This window comes from Microbulbifer celer (assembly GCF_020991125.1).
GTDB classification, from domain to species: domain Bacteria; phylum Pseudomonadota; class Gammaproteobacteria; order Pseudomonadales; family Cellvibrionaceae; genus Microbulbifer; species Microbulbifer celer.
This window is the reverse complement of record NZ_CP087715.1, coordinates 2,629,042-2,654,362: the sequence shown is the minus strand read 5'-3', so window position 1 is coordinate 2,654,362 and position 25,321 is coordinate 2,629,042. Positions and strand designations below refer to the sequence as shown.

Below are 25,321 nucleotides of genomic sequence, written 5' to 3'. Positions count from 1 at the left end.
TGTCGTACACTTTTTCGACACTGGTTGAGGGGCAATAACCGGCATTCCGCTTGGTTCTCTCGGCCGTGGAATATGACCAGAATCCCTGCCGTGTATCACCAGCTATCCGCGAGGTTTCCCCATGGCTGACCAGTCTGACTCTCAATCCGATTTGCAATCCCCGACACAAGCCTCTCCCTTGAGCCGCACTTACAGTGATGGCGACCACTCCCTGGAAATCGATATTTATGCCGATGGCGAGGGCGGCTGGCTGTTGGAGATTGTTGACGAGCACAATAACGCCACCGTCTGGGAGGATGTGTTCGACACCGATAAAGAGGCGCTGAATGAAGCGCTGGAAGCCCTGAAAGAGGAAGGCGTGGGTGCATTCGTCGGGCCTGCCGAAGCGAGCGGAAGCTGGGAAGCCCCTTAATGTCTGTGATCCACCATTGCAAGAGCGATTGAAAATAAAACCTTTCAGATTCAGCAGGTTTTCCATGGCCTGCTAAGGTTATTAATAGAAGGGAATCGCGACAGTGTGACAGCACTACCCAATCGTGGCGCCGCCACCGGGCTGCAAGGAATGTTGCCCAGGCGGCGCCGACTGTCTGCGACCTCCGGGTCGCTCACTGTCTGCAGATGTATAAAGTGTGGTTGCTCTGCATGAAGATGTTCCTTTCTTTCCTGGCGTTCCCCCTGCTGTGTTTTTCCACAGCCATGCCCGCGTTTTCCGGTGTCGAGCTGAAATTATCTGATGACCGACTGCTGGATGTCGATCTGGCGGAGGCCCGTCTGGTGGGCGAGTTTCAGGGGTACGCAATTATCGCCGGTCGCTCCTGTGTGGATTGCGATGAAAACACCGCGATCTATTTTGAAAAAATTGCCGGGCTCGGTGCCGGCGAGAAAAAGCGGGTATCTGCCGAAGGCGAGCCCCGGGAAGTACCGGAGCCGGAGCGGTTCGGCGCTCCCGATGCCGATGACAACAGCGCAATGTCTCCGGCCGGTGAAAGCGATCGCCCGCAGGCGGATACCGATGGGGTGGTTGAGGTGGACCTGTCTGGCGAACGATTTTCTCACCCCGGTCAGTATCGCGATTACCTCACCAAAGAACTGGTGGAGAAAACCCGAATGTTTTATGGCAACTGCTATGAAGGAACCCCGTCGGTTCTCTGGTTGACGGAATACCTGACGGAAGAAGGTTGGGAGAAAGAGGAGTTTCTGGTGGTATTTAGAGAGGATGGTGTGGAGCACCGCTTTAACGAGTCCCGTCAACCGAGCATGATTTTTATCGACAATGAAAACTGTAATGAAGTGGAAGGCATTGCGCTGACCACGGAGCCCTGATCCGTCTGGGCCAGACATACGAAACCCCACAGATGCGGGGTTTCGTATTTCCGGGTAGCTGATTCAGGCAGCGATGCCCGATTCATTATTTGTCGTGGTGCCAGATGATTTTGAGCTTCTTCTTGCCCCACTGGCGCGCTTTACGGACGTCCTTTTCCATCCACACATCGATGCGGTTCTTAAAACGCTTGTTCATGCGGTCGCGTACAGTAAAAGTACCGGGCAGACCTTCAATGCGTACCTTGGCGCCGTTGGTCAGGCCGTGTTTCTCCAGGTCGCGAGAAACGGCGATGATCTTGTCGCCCGGACGCAGGCGGTTATTCCAGGCGGCAACCCAGGGATCGTCGTCTGTCTGGCCTTTGACCGAGTTGTATGCGGTCGCGGTGACCGTCATTGATTTTTTACCGGCAGGTTCCTTCTTGATTGCGGCAAAGGAATCACTGCCGATGGCCGCCAAAAATACAGCCGCGAATACCAGTACAGTTTTCTTAAGACTCTGTCGCATAGTTTCAATACCTCCGGAAGCCTTTCGGTCGCAGACTCAAAGTGCCTGTGCAGCCTCCAAGTTGATTTCGGAATAACTGATCAATGTTTGATCAGGAAGGGCCATATTAGGCGACTGTATGACGGAAGCAATCTTTGCTGACTCTGCCGGAAAAACCCGAGCAGATTGTCATATCTGCACTGCTGACCGGGTATTCATTCCAAAGCTCAGTGTAGGGTTGGGAATATTTCATGAGCCAAAAACCAATTCGCCGCTTTTGGTCGAGTGTTTAACTTTCTATGGGGAACCGGTTGCTGGGCCAGCTGAATGCATGACAGCGATGTCATGCTGGTATTGTGTGATTTTTGTACAATTGCCGGGCTCTCAAGGGAGAATTTGCGGAATAATATTTTTTTTAGATTATTTGTGACCGTTGGTTCAGACTGGTGGTATTTTCCGAAAAAAGGGGATTCCGGGTGCTCCAGAGCAGCTGAGGTGGTACCTTGGCAATAAGTCTGGCCTATTAATCTAATAGTTTTAGGATATAGGGGCCAAGGTGTTGTGTTCTTCGGAACCCCCCGTGTGGCGGGCCTCCGGGGATTCTGTACCGGTAATTACTGCATTTTCAGATCGGTGTGTTTCCCGCTGGCTGTGTTGGGTTGACTTGCTCTCTCAGCGCGGTCAGGTAGGCGAGGTCTTCCGCGAGGTCCGCAAAACCGTGGCGCCGGTCCAGGGCAACGGCCTCTTCCAGCCATTCAATAGCCTCTTCCAGGTTGCCCTGCCACTCGCAGACCTGCCCCAGGTTGAAATAGGTAATGGCGAGGTTCTGCCAGTCGCGCTCTCTGTGCAGTTGCTTCTGTGCTGCGCTGTATAGTTGGTAAGCGGTGTGCAGCATTTGCGTGCGTTGATGTGGACGAGATTCCGAGGCGGATTGCTGGTGATAAGTATGGGCGAGTGCCGAGCGCACGCGAGCTGCGGAGTGCTCGAAAGGAATACCGGGAGAAGATTCCACGTAGTCCAGCACCGCCTCAAACTGACTGCGGGCCAGGGGGTAGAGATCCGGCCGCCGGGCGCCGAGGGCGTTCAGGATGATGCCATAGCGGTAGCGCAACTGGTTTTGCCGTGGCTTGTCTTCCGCCAGCGCTGCAATGGCGCGTTCATACAGGGGCAGGGCAGTATCGTAGTCCCCACTCAATGCGTACCGCTCTGCTTCAGAGATCCAGCGCGCAATCGGTGGTCCATCGGATTCATTGGGCTCTGCAGTCAGTCCCGTACTGATCAGTGGGGATGCCAACGCAATCGCCAGTAACAGGTGCCGAAGGTGATAGGAGAGCCTGCATTGTGTGGCAAGGGACCTGGCTGGGCGCTTTGAAAACATGGGACATCCGCTCTCATCGGCGTTTAACGGTGGTGCCGGCTTTCGGCACCACCCAGACATCAATTAGTGGTTACTGACAGTAAACCCTGAATCTTCGATCTGTGCCAGTAGCGCCTGTAGAGGATGACGCAAATTGGCGTCGGAGAAGCGCTTGCTCTGACAGCGGCAGGAGTAGCCGGTAGCCAGGGTTGTACTGGTGTCGCCGTTCAGTTTTGGCGCCCACGACTGCTGGAAGATGGTGCGGGATGTCTCCCGGTTGGCCATCTCGTGGCCGTAGGTGCCGGCCATGCCGCAACAACCCACCGACTCGCTGGTGAGCTCCATCCCCAGAGCGCTGAACACCTGCTGCCACTGTTTGCTGGAGCCGGCGGCATTGGACTGTTCCGTGCAGTGGGGCAGCAGGGTGAATTGGCCGCGCTTCAGGCGGTTGCGATTGCCAGCGAGGTGCTCGCTGTGTTCCGCCAGCCACTCCTGTAGCAGTCGCACTGACGGTGCCTTGTCTCCCAGCAATTTTCGGTATTCGGAGCGATAGGTGAGGGTCATGGATGGGTCGATACCCACCAGCGGGACCCCGCTTTCCGCCAGGCTGTTGAGAAAGGTGCTGTTGCCCTCCGCCACCCGGGAGAACTGGCGCATGAAGCCGTGTACATGCAGCGGCTTGCCATTGGCGCGGTACGGCGCCACCAGCGGGTTGAAGTCCAGCAGCTTGAGCAGGCGCAGGGTATCCGCCACCACGCTGGTGTCGAAATAACTGGTGAAGGCATCCTGCACGATGATCACGGACTTCTTGCGCTGTGCCGGTCCCAGTGCCTTCAGAGTGTCGGCGGTGGCGAAGGGAACGCCCAGCTCGCCCATGGCCTTTTCCAGCCGTGTGGTGGAGAGCGCAGGGCTGTCGGCGAGCCCCAGGCCGCGCTCGAGTACCCAGCGGACTGGCTTCAGGCGCAGGGGGAAATTGTACAGTTGCGGTATCCGCGCCAGGTGCGGCATCAGGAATTCCAGGCTGCCGACGAAGTAATCCTTCATCGGACGCAGGTAGCGGCTGTAGTAAAGCTCAAGGAATTTGGCGCGGAAAGTGGGGACATCCACCTTGATCGGACACTGGCCGGCACAGGATTTACACGCCAGGCACCCCTGCATGGCCTCGTTGACCTCGTGGTTGAAGTCGTACTCGCCGCGGGCGCGGGCGAGGGAATTTTTGAACCGGCCCGGCAGCCCGACAATAAAGGACTGCTCTCGGCTCTTGCGCGCCACGGCTTCCGGATCCACCGAACGCTCGGCCAGCAGGCGCAGCCATTCCCGCATCAGCGAGGCGCGGCCCTTGGGGGAGTGCACCCGGTCGCGGGTGGCCTTGTAGGACGGGCACATGGCGTCGTCCGGGTTCCAGTTGAAGCAGGCACCGTTGCCGTTGCAGTAGACACCCTCGGCGTAACCTTCCCATACCTGGGCAGGGATCTGACGGTCGTGTTCACCCCGGGTGGGCACTTCATCGATTTTCAGCAGGCCGGAGGCGGCGCTGGGAGTGGCGATCTTGCCGGGGTTCAACTGGTTGCGCGGGTCGAAGGCCGCCTTGATTTTCTGCAGCTCGGGGTAGAGCTCGCCGAAGAATTCCGGTGCGAACTCCGAGCGCACGCCCTTACCGTGTTCGCCCCACAACAGGCCATTGTATTTTTTTGCCAGCCCCACCACCTGCTCGGTGATGATGCGCACCTGCCTGGCCTGCTCCGGATCTTTCATATCGATGGCGGGGCGCACGTGCAGCACGCCGGCATCCACATGGCCGAACATGCCGTAGGCGAATCCGGCGGCGTCCAGGGCAGCGCGGAACTCGGCAATAAAGTCCGCGAGGTTTTCCGGCGGTACCGCGCAGTCTTCCACAAATGGAATCGGGCGCTCTTCCCCCTGGGCATTGCCCAGCAGCCCCACCGCGCGCTTGCGCATGCCCCAGATTTTGTTCACCTGGGCGTGGCCGCGGGCAATGGTGTAGGCGAAGCTTTTGCCCGGCTGGCCGATCACGCTGTCCACGTGGGCGGTGAACTTCTTCAGTGCCGCTTCCAGTGCCTCTTCGGAATCGGCGGTGTACTCCACCAGATTGATGCCTTTTACCGCCCTGTCGTCTTGGGGGAAGAATTCACTCACGCTGTCCCAGACGATGTCGCCCATGGCCAGTTGCAACACCTTACTGTCTACGGTCTCGATGGAGGTGGGGCCGGCCTGCATCAGGTCGGTGGCGTCTTTGAGCGCATCCTGGAAATGGTCGTAGTTCAGGTTGACCAGGGCGGCGCACTTGGGAATCTTCAGCACATTGAGCTTGGCCTCGGCGATAAAGCCCAGAGTGCCCTCGGAGCCACACAGGATATTGTTGAGGTTGAAGCGCCCGTCTTTGTCTTTTTCCTCATCCCGGATATGCGCCAGGTCATAGCCGGTGAGGCAGCGATTCAGTTTGGGAAACTTGGCGTCGATCAGGTCGCGCTTTTCGCGCGCGATGGACTCTACCAGCTGGTGAATCCTGCCAGCACGGCTTTCCTGTTCGGCCACTTCTGCCAGGTTATCGTCGTCAATGGCGTGGGAGTGCCACAGCTCGCCCCCCATCAGCACGGTTTTCAATTCCAGCACGTGGTCCCGGGTTTTGCCGTAGAGGCAGGAGCCCTGACCGGAGGCATCGGTATTGATCATGCCGCCGATAGTGGCGCGGTTACTGGTGGAAAGCTCCGGCGCGAAGAACAGCCCGTGGGGCTTGAGCGCCGCATTCAACTGATCCTTGACCACACCGGTCTGCACCCGCACCCAGCCTTCTTCGGCATTGATCTCAAGGATGCGGTTCATATGCCGGGAGATATCCACCACGATGCCGTCGGTCAGGGACTGACCATTGGTGCCGGTGCCGCCGCCGCGGGGGGAAAGTACCACCGCGTGGAAGTCTTCCCGATCCGCCAGTTGCATCAGTAGCTGCAGGTCGTGCTCGTCGCGAGGGTAGACCACCGCCTGGGGCAGGACCTGGTAGATGGAGTTGTCCGTGGATAGCACCGTGCGGCTGGCGTAACTGGGGCTGAGATCGCCGCGGAAACCGGCCTGCTTCAGCGCTTCGAGATACTGCAGGTAGAGCGCCTGTACTTCATTGACTTCGCGCAGTGCTGGAATCATTCGGGGGCCCCAAAAACGGTTCTATATAAAGAAGGACTGGCATTTTAGCGGCGGGATCTGCCTGCGCAACAATTCGCGCTATTTGTGTGGCGAACTGCACGGATATTGCGCATCGACAGAAGGCGAGTACCTGGCGGTCATCCGTATTGTCTGCTTCGGCGTACTGTACACTGAGAGAAGTCGCGTAGTGGCGTCGAACAGCAGGGTCGAGGAGTCCAGCCGAGTGAATATCAAACCCCGCCAGTCCAAGATACCCATCGGCATTAGCCAGTGCGCCATGGGCGATCCGGTGCGCTACAACGGCGGCCACAAGCACAGCAAGGTCTGCACCGAACTGCTGAGTCAGTGCTTTGAATATGTGCCCCTGTGCCCGGAAGTGGCCATTGGTATGGGGGTGCCGCGCAAGCCGATTCACCTGCTGGTGGAAAAGGCCAGCGCGCCGGTGGATGCGGTGCGGGTAGTGGGGGTGGAGGACTCCTCGGTGGATGTGACCGCGCCGCTGCGGGATTATGCGGATTCCGTGGTACCCGAATTGGAAAAAGTCCGCGGCTACATTCTGATGCAGAATTCCCCCAGCTGTGGCCTGCGCGGCGTGCGTCGCTATCTCGACAATGGTCACGGCATCGACAGCGAGGGCGTGGGTGTATTTGCCCGCCGTCTGCAGCAGCGCTTCCCCCATCTGCCCATGGAAGAGGTGGGGCGACTGAACAACAGCGAGTTGCGGGAGAATTTTCTTACCCGGGTGTTCGCCTACGACGCCTGGTTCCGCTGCGTGGAAATGACGGATACAGAGACGGAGGGCGACCCGGAGAGGGTCCCGTCGCGCCTGGCGCGGATCATCGATTTCTATACCGCCTACAAATACCTGCTGCTGGCGCACAACCAGGAAGCGACCCGCGCTCTCGGTCGTCTGCTGGCGGATGCGCGCTCGATGCCGGAAGATGAACTGGCGTTTAAAGTGCGCGGCGGCATCATGAATATTCTCTCACGCCCGGCCAGCCGCAAGGATCGCACCAACGCGCTGATGCACAGTGCCGGTCACCTGAGCGAGTTTCTCGACCGTGCGGAAAAAGCAGAGCTCACGGAGTTGATAGAAGAATATCGACTGGGGCACAAACCGCTATCCGCCGTGCTCACCCTGTTGCGCCACTACCTGCCCCGCAGTCCCCACGGCTTTATTCACAGTCAGGTGTTGCTGGCGGCTGAGCCCGCGGAACTGGGACTGTGTGACTTCCACTGATTCCCATCTTACGTTGAGACCTTTTTGCTGACGGCACCTGAATAATGAGTGATCAAAAAGCCTACAAGCGTGGCCTGGTGTGGCTGCGCAATGACTTACGTGTACACGACAACACCGCTCTGTATCGGGCTGACAGGGGCTGTGAGGCTTTGGCGGCGGTTTATATCGCCTGTCCCGAGACCTGGGCCAGTCACGGTGATGGCGACAATGTAGTGGCCATGCGTCTGCGCTCTCTGCAGGTCATGCAGGATGCGTTGGCGAAAAAACACATTTCACTGTATTTCCTCGAGGTGCCCACGTTTGATCGGGTGCCGGAACTGCTAAAACAGCTGGTGGAAAAACTCGAAGTGGAGGCGTTGTTCGCCAATGCCGAGTATCCCGTCAATGAATTGGAGCGGGATCAAGCGGTGCGCGCCGCCCTGAGAACCCTTCGGGTGCCGGTGGAGTACAGCACTGACCGCACCCTGATTCCCCCGGGCAGCCTGGCCACCAACAGTGGCGACGGCTTCAAGGTATTTACCCCGTTCAAACGCGCCTTTATTGCCCGCCATGGTGACGAAAGTTTTGCCCCGCTGCCGGCGCCGAGCGCGCGCCCGCAGGCACACCGGGATCAATGGCCGGAATGGATTGCGCTGGCGTCCGAAAACAATCTGGTGCGTTCGATTCCGAAAACCGTCGGCGATTACGGCGTTGCGCCCGGTGGCCGTGGGCGGGTACTGCAGTGGCACGCCGGTGAACCTGCGGGGAGGAAGCTGTTGCAGGATTTTGAGGCCCGTCTGCCGGATTATGAGGCGTGTCGGGACTTCCCCGCGATCAATGGTACGTCGCGACTGTCTCCATACCTCAATTGCGGCGCTGTCTCTGTTCGCCAGTGTGTGCAACTGGCACTGGAAGAGAATGGCGGGCGCTGGGTCGGGCGGGGTGAAGGTGCCAGCAGTTGGCTGAATGAACTCATATGGCGGGAGTTTTACCAACACTTGGTGGTGAACTACCCAAAAGTGTGTCGCAACAAACCGTTCAAACCGGAAACTGAGCGCGTGCCCTGGTCCCGGAGCGAGAAAGATTTTAAGGCGTGGTGCGATGGGGAAACCGGCGTGCCCATTGTCGACGCGGCCATGGCGCAGCTGAACCAGACCGGCTGGATGCACAACCGACTGCGGATGGTGGTGGCCTCCTTCCTGACCAAAAACCTGCTGATCGACTGGCGCCGCGGTGAGCGTTATTTCATGCAACAGCTGGTAGACGCGGATTTCGCCGCCAACAATGGTGGCTGGCAGTGGGCCGCGTCCACCGGCACCGATGCGGCGCCGTATTTCCGCGTGTTCAACCCCTACAGCCAGTCGAAAAGATTTGACGCCGAGGGGAAATTTATCCGCAGGTTTCTACCACAGTTGCGCGGGCTTTCCGCAAAAGACATCCATTGTCCGCCACCGCTGGAAAGTTATCCCCTCCCCATCTGCAATGTGACCGAATCCCGTAAACGCGCAATTGAAGCCTTTGCTAACTTGAAGTTATAGCCCGCGCTGGGTAGAACGAGTGCGCGGTCCTCAAGGGCCGCACACGAGCGCTCGTGGTACAGAATTGGTTCTGATGAAAGAGTCGCCAATGACATCAAAAAAGCTGGTCAACTTTCTGCTGTTTGTGGCCGGATGGTGGACGGCCCTGCTGTTTGGCAACGCGCCGGCACTGATTGCCCTGTTTACTGTCCTGATGCTGCACTTCGTGCTGTGGCGGGATGTGCGAGATATTTTCCTGGTCCTGAGCTTTATCTTTATCGGTTTTGGCATTGAATGGGCGTTTATGGCGGCCGATGTGCATCACTATCGCACCAACCTGCCTCCCGCCTGGTCGATCTGTATCTGGGCCATGTTGGCCACGGTGGTACGGCACTTCCTCAGCCCTGTCATCAAACGCCCTTTTTTCGCGGCGATCCTCAGCGCAGTGGCGGCACCTGCTTTCTATTGCAATTCGGTCTACTTTGCTCCGCTCGACTGGGGGCGTCCGGTGTGGCAGTGCCTGCTGGTCATCGCACTGGTATGGAGCCTGCTGGCGGCGTTTATCAGCGGTGTGCTGGTGCCGTTGTTGGAATCCGATACCCGGGGGCGGCAATCCGTTCCGGAAAGCCAGTGAAGGCGACGCGCTGACCTATACTTGCCTCGAAATTTGTTCGTGGCATGGAGGCCAGCGTGATCAACAGCGCTAAAAAAGCACCCCTATTTCTTCGCGAATGCGGCCAGTTGATTCTGGCGGCGAGTATTGCCTGTGTCAGTGCGACCGCGCAATCGGCGCAGGACAGCAATAACGCGAATGCGCCACTGTATCGGTCGCTGATCGTTTTTGGTGACAGCCTTTCCGATAACGGCAATGCGGGTGTCTTTACCAGTGACGACCCCGCCGGCATCTATCCACGCCAGCCCGCAGTGTCCTATCTTGCCGACGACCTCGGTGTTTCTGCCTTGAACTCCTGTTTCGGCCTCGGGCCACAATTCGGTGGCGCGATTCCCTGTGCCCCGGCAGCCGGTACACCACAGGAACAGCTGCAACAGTTGGGTGGCTCTGTGCTGCGCAATGGTCCCAATTGGGCCGTGGGCGGCAATCGCACCGCCGACGTCTTACTGGATCTGGTGGGCTCTGCGCGCTTTCGGCAGCTGTTTCCGGATACCACCGTGGCCGATCACAACACCGCGACCACCATTTTGCCGGATGCCTGCCGCTGCGGCCCGGACCGTATCTGTGACCCGGCGGCAGGGGAGAGCCCCTACCTGAGTACTGCGGAAACCCAGGCCGCCGTCGCTGCTTTCGGCGATCCGGCCGCGTTGCAGGCACTGGTGGATGACCCGAACAACAACATCACCCTGGGCGGTGTGCCCTTCGCCACCGGCAGGGGCTACCTGGAAAGCAACGCCCCGGGGCCGGATGATCTGTATTTGCTCAACGGCGGTGGCAACAACATCCTCGACGGTGTCCGCAGCGGCACGCTCTCCGAGGCGTCCATGGCGCGCGCTGCCAGCTTCCTTTCAACCGCTGGTCGTGTTTTGCACGGGGAGGGCGCGCGTTATGTGGTCATGACCAATGCCCCACGGATCGGCCGCACGCCGGCCGTATATGCTCAGGGCCAGGCCGCCATCGACTACGCCAACAACGGTACTCGACTGTTCAATGACACCCTGCGCCGGCAGGTCAACGCTATCGGCAATATCCTGTTGTTGGATATGGAAGGGGTTCTGGAGCTGATCGTGCAGGATCCGGCCACTTACGGTTTTGCCAATATCAATCAGAGCGCCACCTGCTATACCGACTGTGCCAATCCGCACCCGGTATACGGAGAAAATGGCACCGATCCCAATGCGGATATGCTGGTGTTCTACGACAGCATTCACCCCACACTGGCCGGCCAACGCCTGCTTGCGGATTACTACTACGCGACCCTGATGGCGCCGGTACAGTACGCGGTACTACCGGACCTCGGTTACCAGAACACCCGCCAGCAGCGCATCAACATCGATCACCATTTGCTGTCACAGCGTTACCGGGAGCCCAAGACCACGGTCTTCTTCGGTGCCAGTGTCGGCCATGCCGAACTCGGGAGTGGTCATACATACAACGACGAATTTCCCGCCTGGGACGGATTTATCGGCATGAGCTTCGCCGGCTTCGAGCACTTTGAATGGGGGCTGGGCATGTCTTACGGCGGCAGCGAGTACGAGCCCAGTGACATCTTCCAGAAATCCCGCAACTTCAATCTCAGTGCTTTCGGCCGCTGGGACAACGACTTCGTGTTTGTGGACGGCGGGATTGGCTGGTCCGATATCGACTACGACGATATCCACCGCACCATTCGTCTCGGCGACAGCTTCAGCACCCGGCTTGATGCCGACACCGATGGCGACGGCTATAACGCTTTCATTCGCGCTGGCTTCGACGCCGTGCGCAACGGCCACACCCGCATGGGGCCGTTTGTTTCCATGGAGTGGACCGAAATCCGGGTCGATGGCTTCCGCGAACGCACCGATCTCGCTTATACCTACGCCGGCCGCTATGGTCAGCGCATGGATCCATTGGGCCTTCGCGTTCTGCGTCAGGAGCGGGACTACCAGCGCGCCCGCGCCGGCTTCTTCTACAACTGTGGTGAGAAATCCGCGCGCCAGTGGTTTGGCGAACTGTGGCTCGAGCGCAATAGCGGCGACGACGAATCCGACCTCGCCATCGGCGTCAACGCTATCCGCAGCAACTGGGCGTACATGGCCGCCTACCGCAGTGAGAACCAGGGCTTTTTCCAGAATGGCGCTGGCGCCATGGTAGGGGTGAATGTCACCGACAAACTGCGCATCGCTGGCGACGTGATCGTATGGCCGGAGGATACGGTGGGCGGGTTGAGCCTGAACTACCGTTTTTGAACCGACCGCGCTGAAAGATCCAAGCCCGGTAGTCTCTGAATCTAAGCGCCAGAGTAACAATCAAAGGCGAGATACCCGGTGGCTTGCCGCCACGCGGTCTCGCCGGGCCACCTCTTGCGGCTGCCTCACTACAGAAACCGAATTTTCTGCGGTGTGACCCGAAAATACCCCGGAAGACTGCGATTTACCCCCGCCTGAAACGCCATTGATTACCGCGACAATTGCTAACGTAGCGGTATCAGCACTCATCATCCACACACGTTCTCGATAAAACGTCGAACCAGATGGACCCCGAAGATGTATACACCCCGTTTCAGCAAGCAGAGCCAGGCCCTGCACTCCGCCGACGCCGATGTCTGGGCTGTCAGCGACCGCGCCCACGAACTCGCCGACAAAGGTGAAGATGTCATCTTCCTGTGTGTCGGAGATCCCAATTTCGACACCCCCGAACCCATCCTCGATTACGCCCGCGCCCGCCTCGGCGTTGGCCGTACCCACTATTCACCGGCCGCCGGCGAACTGGTGCTGCGCCGCGCCATCGCCGATATCGAAAGCAAAGTGAGTCCGCATCCCTGCGACCCCGACGACGTGGTGGTCTTTCCCGGTGGTACCAACGCCATCTACGGCGTACTCTCCTGCCTGTTGAACCCCGGTGAACAGATCATCATTCCCGAGCCCATGTATATCGGCTACGTACCCATTACCGACGCCCTGCAGCTGGAGGTAAAAAAAGTCGCCTGCCCTGCAGATCAGGGCTTCGCGTTTGATATTGAAACCATCAAGCAGGCCATCAGCGATGAGACCCGCGTAGTGATGATCAACACCCCGGTAAACCCCACCGGTGCCATGGCGACGCCGGAGCAACTGCGGGACCTTGCCGCCCACTGTCGCGAGCGCAATATCTGGCTGATCTCGGACGAGATGTACTCCATGATCACCTTCGCCCGTCGCCATACCTCCCTGCGCGCGGCTGCGGAACACCTGGACAATGTGGTGGTGATTGATGGTCTGTCCAAATCCCACGCCATGAGCGGCTGGCGTCTCGGCTGGGCAGTAGCCCAGGGCGACCTGGTGGAGCGGCTGATCGAATACGCTGGTGCCACTATTTTCGGCGTGCCGCAGTTTGTACAGGAGGCAGCGGCCTTTGCACTGGAGTTTGATACCTACTTCGTGAAGCAGATGCGCGATGCCTACGAGAAGCGTCGCGATCTGATCGTCGAGCGTGTGAACAATATTCCGGGCCTGAACTGCTCCTCCCCGGAAGCGGGTATGTTCGTGATGGTGGATGTTTCTGATGTGGCCAAAGATGGCGATGCCTTTGCCGAGGCACTGCTGGACGCAGAGCGGGTGTCTGTCCTGCCGGGCAAGCCTTTTGGTCCCAGTGCCGTCAATCATGTGCGCCTGACACTGGCGGCGGATGAGGCTGAGCTGAGCCGGGCGCTGGATCGAATTGAACGGTTTGTTACCGGAGGGTGTCGCAAGGTCAGCTAGCAGGCTGCCGGTGCGCAAATGCCCTGCACATGTTCGCAGTGGCATTTTACCGCTATCATTTCGCGCCCGACCCCTCGATACTCATTTATCCGATAACAATCAGTCGAAGACATTACCGTGAAAATCGATCGCCACAACCTGCGTATTCTGGAAGTTCTACAGACTAATGCCCGCATCAGTAACCTGAGCCTGGCAGAAGAAATCGGCCTGTCGGAAAGTGCCTGCCTGGCGCGGGTCAAGAAGTTGACGGCTGAAAAGTATATTCGCGAATACCAGGCGGAGGTGAACCTGGACAAGGTCCGCCATGCGGAGTTTTACGTAAACGTGGCCCTGAAACGCCAGGACTCCCGCACCAGCGAGAGTTTCCGTCGCGCAATCAGCAAGATCGAGCAGATCGTTTCCTGCGTGAAGATGTCCGGGGAATTCGATTATATGCTGCGGTTTGTCTGCCCGGATGCGGCGGATTTCAACCGTGTATCCGAGCAGCTGCTGGCAGACGAGGACGCGGCCATCACGCGCATGACGTCGCATCTGGTGATTGAAAAGACCAAGCCGTTTAATGGCTATCCGCTGGAGCTGCTGTTTCAGGACTGACCGGGGCTCAGGACTGGTTGTTGCGGGCAGGTGCATCCAGCAAGCGCGCCGTACCGTTGGCGAGAGGGACGGGCAGGGATGTCGGAGTATTGCTCGTTTATTGACAAGGCGTTGGTGTTGGTAACGAGATGTGACTGGCGCTACACTTTGCTTCTTCGCAGATTTGTATGTGGTCTTTTAACCCCTTGGTCTTTTAGCCGGGGTCGATAAAGGTAAGGCGGGTTCCAATGAAAAAACTGAAACGATTTGTGTCCCTCTGTTGTGTGCTGGCCGGCACCTCTTTTAGCGCATACGCAGAAACGGTAGAGGAAAAATATCAGCGCGCCTGTCATGTTTGCCATGCCACCGGGGTTGGCAATGCCCCCGTTGTACACGATGTCGACGCTTGGAAGCCCCACCTGGACAAGGGGATGGATACCCTGGTGAAGTCGGTCAAAAATGGCCTCAACGCCATGCCGCCGGGCGGATTGTGCGCGGATTGCAGCGATGCGGATTACAAGGCGCTGATCGAATACATGTCGTCGCCGAAATCCGAATAGCAGCCGCGTTAGCGGTTGTTATTCATAGCCGTCGGCGTTAGTCTCCTGCCTCCCGGTTTAGCGGACGCTTTTCTCAGTGTTGTGACTGTCATCTCCTGATGGTTCACGGCCGCTGATCGTTTCACGACGGTTTAACAAAGTTGCCGGACCCGTGCCGAATGCTTTGCGATGTCGAAAGCGTCAACGCACCGAACCCCCTTTCCTTGTTGCCGGCAGTGCCGCCGGTGCAAACCGCCAAATTTCAATGTCGACGACGCTGTAATGACCAACGAAGAAAAACGCCCCCTGTATATTCCCCACGCGGGTCCGTCCCTGCTGGAATTGCCGCTGCTGAACAAAGGCAGTGCCTTTTCCCTGAAAGAGCGGATCGAATTCAACCTGATCGGCCTGCTGCCGAATAACGTCGAGACCATCGACGAGCAGGTGCGCCGCGCCTATCACCAGTACCTGCAGTGCAAGAGCGACCTGGATCGGCACATCTTTCTGCGCGCGATCCAGGACGATAACGAGACCCTGTTCTTCCGCCTGATCGTCGAGCACATCGAGCAGATGCTGCCGATCATCTACACCCCGACGGTGGGGCAGGCCTGTGAGGAGTTCTCCAATATCTATCGCAATCACCGCGGCCTGTTTGTGTCTTACGCCGATCGCGAGTACATGGACGATATCCTGCGCAGCGCCACCAAAGACAATGTGAAGGTGATCGTGGTGACCGACGGCGAGCGTATTCTCGGCCTCGGCGACCAGGGTATCGGCGGTATGGGAATCCCCATCGGCAAATTGTCGCTGTACACCGCCTGCGGCGGCATCAGCCCGGCCAATACCCTGCCGGTGATGCTGGATGTGGGCACCAACAACCGCACCCTGCTGAACGATCCCATGTACATGGGCTGGCGCCACGAGCGGATTTCCCAGGAAGAGTACGATGAATTTCTGGAGGAGTTCCTGGCCGCAGTAAAGCGCCGCTGGCCGAAGGTGCTGGTGCAGTTCGAGGACTTCGCCCAGACCAATGCCATGCCACTGCTGGAGCGCTACCGCGACAAACTGTGCTGTTTCAATGACGATATCCAGGGCACCGCTTCCGTGTGTCTGGGTACGGTGCTGGCAGCCTGCAAGGCGAAGAAAGAATCCCTCGGCCAGCAGCGGGTGCTGGTGGTCGGTGCCGGTTCGGCCGGTTGTGGTATTGCCGAGCAGATCGTCAAGGCGATGATGGACGAAGGGCTGTCGGAAGGCGCCGCGCGCAAGCAGCTGTTCATGTTCGACCGCTATGGCCTGGTGACCAGCGACATGAAGGGCCTGCACGACTTCCAGGCCCGTCTGGCGCGCAACCCGGAAGATTTCGCAGATGCCAGCGAGTGGGATCTGGAACAGCTGGTCGGGCAGGTGAAGCCCACCATCATGATTGGCGTCTCCGGTCAGGGTGGCCTGTTCACCCAGCCGGTCGTGGAAGCTATGCATCAGGGCTGTCCGCGGCCGTTGATCATGCCGCTGTCCAACCCCACCTCCCGTGCGGAAGCCACACCGCAGGAAGTGCTGACCTGGACCCGCGGCGAAGCCATGGTGGCCACCGGCAGCCCGTTTGATCCGGTGGAAATCGATGGTGTCAGTCACCCCATCGCCCAGTGCAACAACGTCTATATCTTCCCCGGTGTGGGCCTGGGTGTGATTGCTGCCGGCGCCCGTCGGGTGACCGACAATATGCTGATGGCGGCATCCAATGCGCTGGCGGAGCGCGCGCCGGTGGTCAGGCAGGCGGAGGGCGCACTGCTGCCGCCGCTGGCGGAGATTCGCGATATCACCCGGCATATCGCCCGCGCTGTTGGCCTGCAGGCCCAGGAAGACGGCGTTGCGCCGAAGGTGCCGGAGGAGCGTCTGGACGCGTCTCTTGAGCGTAACTCCTGGTCCCCCGCCTATCGCCATTACCGTCGCCGCTCCATTTGAGTGGCCGCTGGCTTCCATTTCCTGCCTGACGTTCGTTCAGGCAAAAAAAGCGCGGCCCGTTGGGCCGCGCATCAGTCACTGCGGTTATCTGCCGATCAGCCGCAAGATGCATTTCCACCGCAGCTTGCGCGCGGCGCGAGGTAAGTAGGTGAGGCCCGTCCACAAACGGGTTGGTGACTGGGCTAATGTCTGCAGCGCAGGCCTCGCACTGAAAAGTTTGGCTCAAGCTTCGCCGTTTGGCTTACTAAATACGAAAAACTCTGACGGATTTTTCCTTTCCTTGCCGGTCGTCGCGTTTTTGCGCAGTTCTGTCGCTCATGCGGGTAGCTGCTGGCGGCGATATTCCGTGGGGGTCAGGTTGTGGTGGCGCTTGAATGCCGCATTGAACGGGCTCAGGGAGCGATAGCCGATATCCAATGCAATGGTGAGTACCGGTAGGTGGGCTTCACCCGGATCTGCGAGGCGGCGGCTGGCCTCATCGACACGATACCGGTTCAGGTACTCGTTGAAGTTGCGGTAGCCCAGGTGGCGGTTGATCAGGGCACGCAGAACATGCTCCCGGGCATCCAGCTGTTCCGCCAGTTCGCGGATCGTCAGGCCGGTATGGCGATATCCCCCTTGCTCCATGTGCAGTTGCAGCTTGTACAGCAGCTGCTGCTGGGACGGATCCAGCGGTGCGGCATCCTTTTCGGGGGCTTCGGAAGGCGCCGGATCCGGTTCCGCCATCCGTTGCGGGAGGTTCTCTTCCAATGCCTTGGGAGAAAGTGCCAGCAGCCACATGCAGGCGGCGAAGGTGAGTATCCACGTCATCAGTGAATGTACCGCGGGAATCCCACGGGGCACCGGGTAATAGGAAAACAGAAATTCCGCACACACCACAATCACCATATAGCCACCAATGGCGATCAACAGCGCGATCCGCAGCTGGCGTCTCTCGGCTACCAGGTCGGACTGCAGCTGTTCCAGCAGTGTCAGCAGCCCGAGGCCGATCAGAGCCAGTTTGAACGGCTGCTCAATCGGATAGAGCAGCGGGTGCAGCTCGAACTGCGCGGCCAGCCCCAGCAGGAAATCCACTGCAATCAGCCCCCTGCCCCAACGGGGGAACTGCTGGCTCTCGCTGCACAGGTGGTGGGCGAACAGCCAGAAAGCGGCGGGACAGAGCATGGTGGGGAGATCGATCAGCAGGTCGACGGCCGGTTGTTGTACATCGAGCAGTGGGCGTAATAAATACAGGAAGGCACCCGCAATCAGCACCTGAATCCAGGGCGCGCCCCCGTGCCGGGAGAGGCCGATACGCACGGAGGCGAGCAGCAGCAGGCTGCAGGTGGCGCCGGTAAAGAAAGCGTATTGCACGGTGTACCTCTGATTTTTCTTGTTGGTGCGGCGTCTAAATGGGGCGTCAGCGCCAGCGCTCGGCCCAGGCATCCAGCACTTTGCGGCTGTAGGTATGGCGACCGTAGCTGCCGTTGTAGTAGGCCAGCGCATTGGGCATGTTGCCTTTGGCCTTCTTGATGTAGTGCTTGAGAATCGTGCAGCCGTAGCGCAGATTGGTTTCCATATCGATCAGGTTGTCTTCCGGGCGACCGATTTCGTTTTTCCAGAAGGGCATCACCTGCATCATGCCCTGGGCGCCGACCCGGGACACGGCGTAGGGGTCGAAAGCGCTTTCGATCTGGATCACGGCGAGGACGATTTCCGGCTGCAGCTCGGCGCGGGTGGCTTCGCGGTGAATGGCTTTCAGAACCCGCATGCGTTCGTCGGGGTCTTTGATATACCGGGCCAGGGGCTGGGATTTGGCCATCAGCCACACTTCCGCGTCAAAGCGGTCGGCGAAGCTGTCGGCTTCGGTGACGGCGCCTTTCAGGGCCAGCAGCAGCTTGGGGTCTACCTCTTTGACCTGGGCAGACACCGAGGCGCCGAGCAGGCACAGCAGTAGGGTGGTGAGGGCTTTTCTTATCATGGGGTGGGATTTTACGGGAAGCTTCAGGGTTTCGGTACTGGGATTGAGTCCGACTGGGGGAGGAGAGCCCGAACAACCCATGTGGCGGCCCTGCTACCGGGTAGCCCCTTGCGAGACACGCCGTGAACCCAGTCCGGCCGCTTCAGCGCGGCGCCTTCGGCCCATGGGGGCTCTTCTGCGAGGTCCCTCTCGCAGAAGGTCTCGCAAGTGGATACCCGGTATCAGGGCCTTCTCATCAAACGAAAGTGGTTTTATCTGGCCGGCCAGCGCTCAATACTTGATGCGAAGGTCGAGTGCTGGGGGGAAGGTTTCGAAAGCGTCGGCGACAGGGACGTCGCCGCCGCAGCGTACAGGGATGTATACACAGCGGTTTCGAAACCTTCCCCCCAGCACTCGGCCGCCACCGAATCTTCTTACGGAGCGGCCTAGGGAAGAGAGGCTCAGTGAGGAATCAGTTCCAGCAGGGTGTCGATGATCTGATCGGCGGAGAACTCCTGGTTCTCGCTGTCGCCACGGCCTTTGTACTCGATATTGCCTTTCTCGAGACCGCGGTCGCCCACCACGATGCGGCGGGGAATACCCATCAGTTCGGTATCCGCCAGCATCCCGCCCAGGCGCGCCTTCGGCTCGTCCATCAGCAGCACATCGATACCCTTGGCAGTGAGCGCTTCATAGATGTGCTCACACTTCTGTTGTACCGCCTCACTCTTATGCATATTGATCGGCACAATCGCCAGCTGGAACGGCGCAATCGCCTCCGGCCAGATGATGCCCGCATCATCGTGGTTCTGCTCAATGGCCGCCGCTACAACCCGGGAAACCCCGATACCGTAACAGCCCATGGACATCACTTGCTCCTTGCCGTTCTCATCCAGCACCGTCGCATTCATCGCGCGGCTGTACTTGTCTCCCAGCTGGAAAATGTGGCCAACCTCGATACCGCGTTTGATCTCAAGCGTACCCTGGCCGTCCGGGCTCGCATCACCGGGCACCACATTGCGCAGGTCTGCCACCTGCGGCAGCGCCACATCGCGTTCCCAGTTCACCCCGGTCAGGTGATAGTCGTCCTTGTTGGCGCCACACACAAAGTCCGCCAGATGCGCCGCCGCGCGGTCCACCACCACATCAATCTCCAGGCCCACCGGGCCCAGGGAGCCTATCCCACAGCCCAGCTCACTGGCGATGCGCGCTTCCGGCGCAAACTGCAGCGGGCTCGCAATTCCCGGCAGCTTCTCCGCCTTCAGCTCATTCAACTCGTGATCACCGCGCAGCACCAGCGCTACCAGCGGCGCCGCTTTGCCGGCCTCTGCCTCTTCCTTACTGAGCTCACCCAGGACGATCAGCGTCTTCACCGAAGTATCTGCAGCGATGCCAAAGGCCTCTTCCAGCGCCGCGATGGTCTTCTGTCCCGGTGTGTGCAGTTCCTCCATCGCCTTGCTCGCTGCGGGGCGCTCACCGGCGGGTGCTACCGCCTCTGCCAGCTCCACGTTGGCCGCGTAACGGCTCTCGGATGAGAAGGCGATATCGTCCTCGCCGCTCTGGGCCAGCACATGGAATTCGTGCGAATGGGAACCGCCGATGGAACCGGTATCCGCCAGCACTGGGCGATAATCCAGGCCGATACGATCAAAGATACGGCAGTATGCATCGTGCATCACGTCGTACGTCTCCTGCAGAGACTCCGGGGTCAGATGGAAGGAATAGGCATCCTTCATGGTGAACTCCCGCGCGCGCATCACACCAAAGCGCGGGCGGATCTCATCGCGGAACTTGGTCTGGATCTGGTAAAAGCTCGCCGGCAACTGTTTATAGCTGTTGACCTCGGTGCGGAGCATATCCGTGATCACTTCCTCGTGGGTCGGGCCCAGGCAGAAGGGATTGTTGTGACGGTCCTGTACCCGAAGCAGTTCCGGGCCGTACTGCTGCCAGCGGCCGGACTCTTCCCACAGCTCCGCCGGCTGCACCACCGGCATCAGTACCTCCAGTGCGCCCGCACTGTCCATCTCCTCGCGCACGATCTTCTCCACCTTGCGCAGTACCCGCAGGCCGGTCGGCAGCCAGGTGTACAGGCCGGAAGACAGGCGGCGGATCATGCCGGCGCGGAGCATCAACTGGTGGCTGATGACCACGGCGTCATTGGGGGTTTCTTTCTGGGTTGCGATCAGATAGCGGGATGCGCGCATAGTGCTTTCTTTTTTCTGTCGGTGAAATTTAGAGGGCGGCCATTTTACGCCGGGGGAGCCGTGTTTTGGTAGGGTTGTAACGGACGGGCTGCAAGTTGCGGTGCAGCCTGATGCGAAGGTGAAACCCACCACCCGGTGATTCGCCGCCACCGGTCCAGTAAGTGGCCCTACAAATAGAAAACCCCGCAAATGCGGGGTTTTGTCGAGGAAGGCGGGCGAGACTCAGGACTCGGCCATTTCCTTCATCTTCTTCAGCGGGCGAATCTTCACCTGGATGCTGGCCGGCTTGGCCTTGAAGGTGGTTTCTTCGCCAGTGAACGGGTTGATACCCTTGCGTGCCTTCTTGGCAGGCTTCTTCACGGTAGTGATCTTCATCAGGCCCGGCAGCGCAAACTCGCCCACCGCGCGCTTCTTGATGTGACCGTGGATCAGATCATTCAGCTCGTCCAGAACCGACTGCACCTGCTTGCGGGACAGCTCCGTGTTCTCGGCGATCTGGTTCAGGATCTGGGTCTTGGTGTACTTCTCTTTTACCGCAGTGATCTTCTTAGGCTTCGGAGCGGCCTTGGCTGCGGTTTTCTTCGCTGGAGCCTTCTTGGCTGCAGTCTTCTTGGCGGGGGCTTTCTTAGCTGCTGCTTTCTTCTTCGCGGCCATAGCTAGCTTCCTTCTATATAGGTGTTTTTCCAGTGAAAGTGGTTCCGTACTTGTTCTGTACCACAGGGCGTACGACAGTACTGAGCTGAAGTATATCCATTATTTTTTCACACGCACGGGGGTACAGCAGAAAAAAAGTGCTTTTTTTCAGGGTTTTTGCCCTCTTTTGGTCCTTCGGGGGCTGTCATGGGGTATATATCCCAGCCCTGAAACGGGCTGCTTCTTCCACTAAGGGAGCTCATGTATAATCTGCGCCCCTTCAGATTCTGTGAGATACCGGTACAAAGCGATGCCTATCTACGAATACCAATGCAAGGCCTGTGGCCACCAGATGGAAGCCCTTCAGCGCATGAGCGACGCCCCGCTGACGGACTGTCCCGCTTGTAACAAAGCAGAGTTGAACAAATTGATCAGTGCTGCCGGCTTCCGTCTCAAGGGGGGCGGTTGGTACGAAACCGACTTCAAAACCGGAAGCAAAAAGAACCTGGCCGGAGATGCCGCCAAGCCGAAATCCGACAGTGGGGCCTCAGGCTCCTCATCTGCCGGATCCTCGTCGTCCGGCGCCGGCGCGGCCTGAGCCAGCTCGTTAAACAATACTGAAATAAGGGAATAAGACTCCATGCGCACCGACTACTGTGGCGCCCTGCGATCCGCCGACATTGACCGCGAAGTAACCCTGTGTGGCTGGGTAGACCGCCGCCGCGATCACGGTGGGGTCATCTTCATCGACCTGCGCGACCGCGATGGTATCGCCCAGGTGGTATTCGACCCGGATGCCGCAGAGCACTTCGAACTGGCCGACCGCGTGCGCAGCGAGTATGTGCTGAAGGTTACCGGCCGCGTGCGCGCCCGTGCCCCGGAAGCCGTGAACCCGAATATGGAAACCGGCGAGATCGAGGTTTACGGCCTGCAGCTGGAAATCCTCAACAGCGCAGAAACCCCGCCGTTCCAGCTCGATGAGCACACCGCGGTGGGCGAAGACGTACGCCTGAAGTACCGCTACCTGGATCTGCGCCGCACCGAGATGCAGCGCAACCTGCGGTTCCGCTCCCGGATTACCAACGCCATCCGCAACTACCTGGACGGCGAAGGGTTCCTGGATATCGAGACCCCGATTCTCACCCGCGCCACCCCGGAAGGCGCCCGCGACTATCTGGTGCCGAGCCGCACCCACGGTGGCAAATTCTTTGCCCTGCCGCAATCTCCACAGCTGTTCAAACAGTTGTTGATGGTGTCCGGCTTCGACCGCTACTACCAGATTGCCAAGTGTTTCCGCGACGAAGACCTGCGTGCAGACCGTCAGCCGGAATTCACCCAGATCGATATCGAAACCGCATTCCTGGATGAAAACGCCATCATGTCCATCACCGAGGACATGATCCGCAAGCTGTATAAAGAGCTGAAGGGCGTCGAGCTGGGCGAGTTCCCGCGTATGCCGTACAGTGAGGCCATGGCCAAGTTCGGCTCCGACAAGCCGGACCTGCGTATCCCGCTGGAGCTGGTGGACATCAAAGACCTGATGACCGAGGTGGACTTCAAGGTCTTCTCCGGCCCCGCCAACGACCCCAAAGGCCGCGTCACCGCCCTGAAAGTCCCCGGCGGCAACGACAAGCTGACCCGCAAGCAGATCGACGACTACACCAAGTATGTGTCCATCTACGGTGCCAAGGGGTTGGCCTACATCAAGGTCAACGACAAGTCCGACCTGGAAGGTGGCCTGCAGTCGCCGATCGTCAAGTTCCTGCCCAATGACGTGCGCGCGGCGATCCTCGATCGCGTACAGGCGGAAAACGGCGACCTGATTTTCTTCGGCTCCGACAAGGCCAAGATCGTCTCCGAAGCCTTGGGCGCGCTGCGCTGCAAGCTGGGTGAAGACCTCGACCTGTACGTGGCCGAATGGGCGCCGCTGTGGGTGGTGGACTTCCCGATGTTTGAAGAGAACGATGACGGCAGCCTCACCGCGCTGCACCACCCGTTCACCGCGCCTTCCTGTTCGCCGGAAGAACTGAAAGCGAATCCGCTGGAGTCTCTGTCCCGCGCCTACGATATGGTACTGAACGGCACCGAGCTGGGCGGTGGTTCCATCCGTATTCACGATCAGGAGATGCAGCAAACCGTGTTCCAGGTACTGGGAATCGACGAAGAAGAGCAGCGCGAGAAGTTCGGCTTCCTGCTGGACGCGCTCAAATACGGTGCGCCGCCCCACGGTGGCCTGGCTTTCGGCCTCGACCGTCTGGTGATGCTGATGACCGACAGCGATTCTATCCGTGACGTCATCGCCTTCCCGAAAACCCAGAGCGCCGCCTGTGTTATGACCGACGCCCCGGGTGCGGTGGACGCCAGGCAGCTGCGCGAGCTGAGCATTCGCCTGCGCCAGAAAGAAGAGCAGGTAGGCTAACGCTTTTTCACCGTCATTCCGGCCTGCACTGGCCGGAATGACGCGAAGCAGACTCAATTGGAGACAGACCGGAGAAATATAGATGGCGGGACATAGTAAATGGGCCAACATCAAGCACCGCAAAGCGGCCCAGGATGCCAAGCGGGGCAAGATTTTCACCAAGATCATTCGCGAGCTGACCGTCGCCGCCAAGTCCGGCCCCAATCCGGATGATAATCCCGCCCTGCGCGCCACCATCGACAAAGCCCTTGGCGCGAACATGAAAAAAGACACCATCGACAAGGCTATCGCCCGTGGCGCCGGCAATGCCGATGGCGACAATTACGAAGCGGTCACTTACGAGGGGTATGGCGTCGGCGGCGTGGCGGTACTGGTGGAGTGTCTGACCGACAACCGCAACCGCACGGTGGCGGAAGTGCGCCATGCCTTCACCAAGCGCGGTGGTAACCTGGGCACCGACGGCTCCGTGGCTTACCTGTTCTCCCGCAAGGGGCAGATGTATTACGAACCCGGCGCGGATGAAGAAGCACTGATGGAAGCGGCGATGGAAGCCGGTGCCGAAGACATTGAAACCAACGATGACGGCAGTATTGAGCTGACCACCGAATTTACCGATTATATGGCGGTAAAAGACGCCCTCACCGAAGCGGGTTTCAAGCCCGACAATGCAGAAATCGCCATGATTCCGTCCACAACTATCCCGATGGATAAAGACGGCGCGGAGAAAGTGTTGGCGCTGGTGGATATGCTGGAAGATCTGGACGACGTACAGAATGTGTACACCAACGCGGATATTCCGGAAGACGTCATGGCCGAACTGGCCTGATCCGGAAATCGATCCCGGGACCGCGGAGCTCCGGCTCCGCAAATGCGCCGCAGGCGCATCCCGATCAGTAAATGCCCCGCCTGTCGGGGCATTTCTGTATCTGTGGTGTGCCCGCTGTTCATCGGCCTTGACGCTTTGATGCGGCCTTGGGACACTTCCCGCAAGAATTGTATAAATGTACAGGGGGCAGGCCGCCGTGACCCGAATTCTGGGGATAGACCCCGGCTCGCGCAAGACCGGTTACGGTGTGATCGATGTGCAGCGCTCCCACGCTACCTATGTGGCCAGCGGCGTGATCAAGCTCCCCGACGGCCCGCTGCCGGAGCGTCTTAAGCTGATCTTCGATGCGGTGAGCCAGATCGCACAGCAGTATCAGCCGCAGCAGATGGCGATCGAGAATGTGTTTATGGCCAAGAGTGCCGGTTCGGCGCTGAAGCTGGGGCAGGCGAGGGGGGCGGCGATTGTGGCCGGCACCCACGCGGATCTGCCGGTGGCGGAATACGAGGCGCGCAAGGTCAAGCAGGCCGTGGTCGGCAATGGCGCGGCGGACAAGCTGCAGGTGCAGCACATGGTCAAAACCCTGCTCAAGCTGCCCGCTTCCCCCCAGGAAGATGCCGCGGATGCGTTGGCGGTAGCGCTCTGTCATATGCATACCATGCAGACGCTGATTCAGTCCTCTGCGGGTTCCCGGGCGCGGTTCCGACGTGGGCGGTTGAGTGTTACTTGATCTGGGCAATAGTTGGGGCTGATGGTTTTGGGGCTCGCAGTAGGG

22 protein-coding genes are annotated in these 25,321 nt (G+C 59.3%); 15 read left to right on the top strand and 7 right to left on the bottom strand.

The features are described 5' to 3' along the window. Nucleotides 1-121 precede the first annotated feature (121 nt). Both LPW13_RS11150 and LPW13_RS11145 read left to right on the top strand, forming a co-directional pair. Nucleotides 122-412, top strand: coding sequence for a hypothetical protein (locus LPW13_RS11150; RefSeq protein WP_230435432.1), 291 nt, complete (start codon nt 122-124; stop codon nt 410-412). Between the two features lie 230 nt (nt 413-642). After that, nucleotides 643-1,323 carry a hypothetical protein gene (locus tag LPW13_RS11145; protein WP_230435431.1) on the top strand — a complete coding sequence of 227 codons (681 nt, stop codon included), beginning with the start codon at nt 643-645 and terminating at the stop codon, nt 1,321-1,323. 85 nt (nt 1,324-1,408) lie between these two features. Here LPW13_RS11145 and LPW13_RS11140 read toward each other — a convergent pair whose 3' ends face one another. After that, on the bottom strand, nt 1,409-1,828 hold the full coding sequence (locus tag LPW13_RS11140) for a 3D domain-containing protein (RefSeq protein WP_230435430.1): 420 nt from the start codon (nt 1,826-1,828) through the stop codon (nt 1,409-1,411). A gap of 118 nt (nt 1,829-1,946) precedes the next feature. Between LPW13_RS11140 and LPW13_RS11135 the strand changes: the two genes are divergently transcribed. Then, a complete protein-coding gene (locus tag LPW13_RS11135; protein WP_230435428.1) occupies nt 1,947-2,237 on the top strand; it encodes a hypothetical protein in 291 nt (96 codons plus the stop codon). 195 nt (nt 2,238-2,432) lie between these two features. On the opposite strand, the gene LPW13_RS11130 is transcribed toward LPW13_RS11135, so the two are convergent. Together LPW13_RS11130 and ydiJ are read right to left on the bottom strand one after the other, a co-directional pair. Continuing rightward, nucleotides 2,433-3,101, bottom strand: a complete 669-nt coding sequence (locus tag LPW13_RS11130) for a tetratricopeptide repeat protein (RefSeq protein ID WP_230435427.1) — start codon at nt 3,099-3,101, stop codon at nt 2,433-2,435. 147 nt (nt 3,102-3,248) lie between these two features. Further along, nucleotides 3,249-6,326: a D-2-hydroxyglutarate dehydrogenase YdiJ gene (gene ydiJ / locus LPW13_RS11125; RefSeq protein ID WP_230435425.1), complete on the bottom strand. Its 3,078-nt coding sequence runs from the start codon at nt 6,324-6,326 to the stop codon at nt 3,249-3,251. Nucleotides 6,327-6,549: 223 nt separating this feature from the next. Between ydiJ and LPW13_RS11120 the strand changes: the two genes are divergently transcribed. The 8 genes from LPW13_RS11120 (at nt 6,550) to LPW13_RS11085 (ending at nt 16,528) form a co-directional block, all read left to right on the top strand. Next, complete coding sequence (locus tag LPW13_RS11120) at nt 6,550-7,566, top strand: YbgA family protein (RefSeq protein ID WP_230435423.1); 1,017 nt, start codon at nt 6,550-6,552, stop codon at nt 7,564-7,566. A 44-nt stretch (nt 7,567-7,610) separates the two neighbouring features. Continuing rightward, entirely contained in the window at nt 7,611-9,083 is a 1,473-nt protein-coding gene (gene phrB, locus LPW13_RS11115; protein WP_230435421.1) for a deoxyribodipyrimidine photo-lyase, read from the top strand. Nucleotides 9,084-9,171: 88 nt separating this feature from the next. After that, the gene (locus LPW13_RS11110) at nt 9,172-9,696 is read left to right on the top strand and encodes a DUF2878 domain-containing protein (protein WP_230435420.1); all 525 of its coding nucleotides are present in this window, start codon (nt 9,172-9,174) and stop codon (nt 9,694-9,696) included. Nucleotides 9,697-9,752: 56 nt separating this feature from the next. Continuing rightward, entirely contained in the window at nt 9,753-11,963 is a 2,211-nt protein-coding gene (locus LPW13_RS11105) for an autotransporter outer membrane beta-barrel domain-containing protein (protein WP_230435418.1), read from the top strand. 297 nt (nt 11,964-12,260) lie between these two features. Beyond that, nucleotides 12,261-13,454 (top strand): pyridoxal phosphate-dependent aminotransferase, encoded by a 1,194-nt coding sequence (locus tag LPW13_RS11100; protein ID WP_230435416.1) that lies wholly within the window; start codon nt 12,261-12,263, stop codon nt 13,452-13,454. Nucleotides 13,455-13,571: 117 nt separating this feature from the next. Beyond that, complete coding sequence (locus tag LPW13_RS11095; protein ID WP_230435414.1) at nt 13,572-14,048, top strand: Lrp/AsnC family transcriptional regulator; 477 nt, start codon at nt 13,572-13,574, stop codon at nt 14,046-14,048. A 227-nt stretch (nt 14,049-14,275) separates the two neighbouring features. After that, complete coding sequence (locus tag LPW13_RS11090) at nt 14,276-14,587, top strand: c-type cytochrome (protein WP_230435413.1); 312 nt, start codon at nt 14,276-14,278, stop codon at nt 14,585-14,587. 261 nt (nt 14,588-14,848) lie between these two features. Further along, nucleotides 14,849-16,528 (top strand): NAD-dependent malic enzyme, encoded by a 1,680-nt coding sequence (locus tag LPW13_RS11085; protein WP_230435411.1) that lies wholly within the window; start codon nt 14,849-14,851, stop codon nt 16,526-16,528. A gap of 315 nt (nt 16,529-16,843) precedes the next feature. Here the strand turns inward: LPW13_RS11085 and LPW13_RS11080 are convergent, their stop codons facing one another. The 4 genes from LPW13_RS11080 to LPW13_RS11065 all read right to left on the bottom strand — a co-directional run bounded on the left by LPW13_RS11080 (nt 16,844) and on the right by LPW13_RS11065 (nt 21,325). Then, nucleotides 16,844-17,881, bottom strand: coding sequence for an AraC family transcriptional regulator (locus tag LPW13_RS11080; RefSeq protein WP_230435410.1), 1,038 nt, complete (start codon nt 17,879-17,881; stop codon nt 16,844-16,846). Nucleotides 17,882-17,927: 46 nt separating this feature from the next. Further along, a complete protein-coding gene (locus tag LPW13_RS11075; RefSeq protein ID WP_230435408.1) occupies nt 17,928-18,488 on the bottom strand; it encodes a lytic transglycosylase domain-containing protein in 561 nt (186 codons plus the stop codon). A 440-nt stretch (nt 18,489-18,928) separates the two neighbouring features. Further along, complete coding sequence (locus tag LPW13_RS11070; protein WP_230435407.1) at nt 18,929-20,671, bottom strand: proline--tRNA ligase; 1,743 nt, start codon at nt 20,669-20,671, stop codon at nt 18,929-18,931. A 222-nt stretch (nt 20,672-20,893) separates the two neighbouring features. Continuing rightward, on the bottom strand, nt 20,894-21,325 hold the full coding sequence (locus LPW13_RS11065) for an HU family DNA-binding protein (protein WP_230435405.1): 432 nt from the start codon (nt 21,323-21,325) through the stop codon (nt 20,894-20,896). Nucleotides 21,326-21,614: 289 nt separating this feature from the next. Here LPW13_RS11065 and LPW13_RS11060 point away from each other — a divergent pair, with 289 nt between their 5' ends. From LPW13_RS11060 to ruvC, 4 genes are all read left to right on the top strand, one after another. Further along, a complete protein-coding gene (locus LPW13_RS11060) occupies nt 21,615-21,902 on the top strand; it encodes an FmdB family zinc ribbon protein (RefSeq protein ID WP_230435404.1) in 288 nt (95 codons plus the stop codon). A gap of 42 nt (nt 21,903-21,944) precedes the next feature. After that, entirely contained in the window at nt 21,945-23,723 is a 1,779-nt protein-coding gene (aspS, locus tag LPW13_RS11055) for an aspartate--tRNA ligase (RefSeq protein ID WP_230435402.1), read from the top strand. A gap of 82 nt (nt 23,724-23,805) precedes the next feature. Continuing rightward, nucleotides 23,806-24,549 carry a YebC/PmpR family DNA-binding transcriptional regulator gene (locus LPW13_RS11050; RefSeq protein ID WP_230435400.1) on the top strand — a complete coding sequence of 248 codons (744 nt, stop codon included), beginning with the start codon at nt 23,806-23,808 and terminating at the stop codon, nt 24,547-24,549. A gap of 196 nt (nt 24,550-24,745) precedes the next feature. After that, nucleotides 24,746-25,276, top strand: coding sequence for a crossover junction endodeoxyribonuclease RuvC (gene ruvC, locus LPW13_RS11045; RefSeq protein ID WP_230435399.1), 531 nt, complete (start codon nt 24,746-24,748; stop codon nt 25,274-25,276). The last annotated feature ends 45 nt before the right edge of the window (nt 25,277-25,321 follow it).

Excerpts from the sequence above, each read along its gene's own strand:
- LPW13_RS11150 (WP_230435432.1), top strand. The coding sequence starts at position 122 with ATGGCTGACCAGTCTGACTCTCAATCCGATTTGCAATCCCCGACACAA.
- LPW13_RS11145 (WP_230435431.1), top strand. The coding sequence starts at position 643 with ATGAAGATGTTCCTTTCTTTCCTGGCGTTCCCCCTGCTGTGTTTTTCC.
- LPW13_RS11140 (WP_230435430.1), bottom strand. The coding sequence starts at position 1,828 with ATGCGACAGAGTCTTAAGAAAACTGTACTGGTATTCGCGGCTGTATTT.
- LPW13_RS11135 (WP_230435428.1), top strand. The coding sequence starts at position 1,947 with ATGACGGAAGCAATCTTTGCTGACTCTGCCGGAAAAACCCGAGCAGAT.
- ydiJ (WP_230435425.1), bottom strand. The coding sequence starts at position 6,326 with ATGATTCCAGCACTGCGCGAAGTCAATGAAGTACAGGCGCTCTACCTG.
- phrB (WP_230435421.1), top strand. The coding sequence starts at position 7,611 with ATGAGTGATCAAAAAGCCTACAAGCGTGGCCTGGTGTGGCTGCGCAAT.
- LPW13_RS11110 (WP_230435420.1), top strand. The coding sequence starts at position 9,172 with ATGACATCAAAAAAGCTGGTCAACTTTCTGCTGTTTGTGGCCGGATGG.
- LPW13_RS11100 (WP_230435416.1), top strand. The coding sequence starts at position 12,261 with ATGTATACACCCCGTTTCAGCAAGCAGAGCCAGGCCCTGCACTCCGCC.
- LPW13_RS11090 (WP_230435413.1), top strand. The coding sequence starts at position 14,276 with ATGAAAAAACTGAAACGATTTGTGTCCCTCTGTTGTGTGCTGGCCGGC.
- LPW13_RS11085 (WP_230435411.1), top strand. The coding sequence starts at position 14,849 with ATGACCAACGAAGAAAAACGCCCCCTGTATATTCCCCACGCGGGTCCG.
- LPW13_RS11075 (WP_230435408.1), bottom strand. The coding sequence starts at position 18,488 with ATGATAAGAAAAGCCCTCACCACCCTACTGCTGTGCCTGCTCGGCGCC.
- LPW13_RS11070 (WP_230435407.1), bottom strand. The coding sequence starts at position 20,671 with ATGCGCGCATCCCGCTATCTGATCGCAACCCAGAAAGAAACCCCCAAT.
- LPW13_RS11065 (WP_230435405.1), bottom strand. The coding sequence starts at position 21,325 with ATGGCCGCGAAGAAGAAAGCAGCAGCTAAGAAAGCCCCCGCCAAGAAG.
- LPW13_RS11060 (WP_230435404.1), top strand. The coding sequence starts at position 21,615 with ATGCCTATCTACGAATACCAATGCAAGGCCTGTGGCCACCAGATGGAA.
- aspS (WP_230435402.1), top strand. The coding sequence starts at position 21,945 with ATGCGCACCGACTACTGTGGCGCCCTGCGATCCGCCGACATTGACCGC.
- LPW13_RS11050 (WP_230435400.1), top strand. The coding sequence starts at position 23,806 with ATGGCGGGACATAGTAAATGGGCCAACATCAAGCACCGCAAAGCGGCC.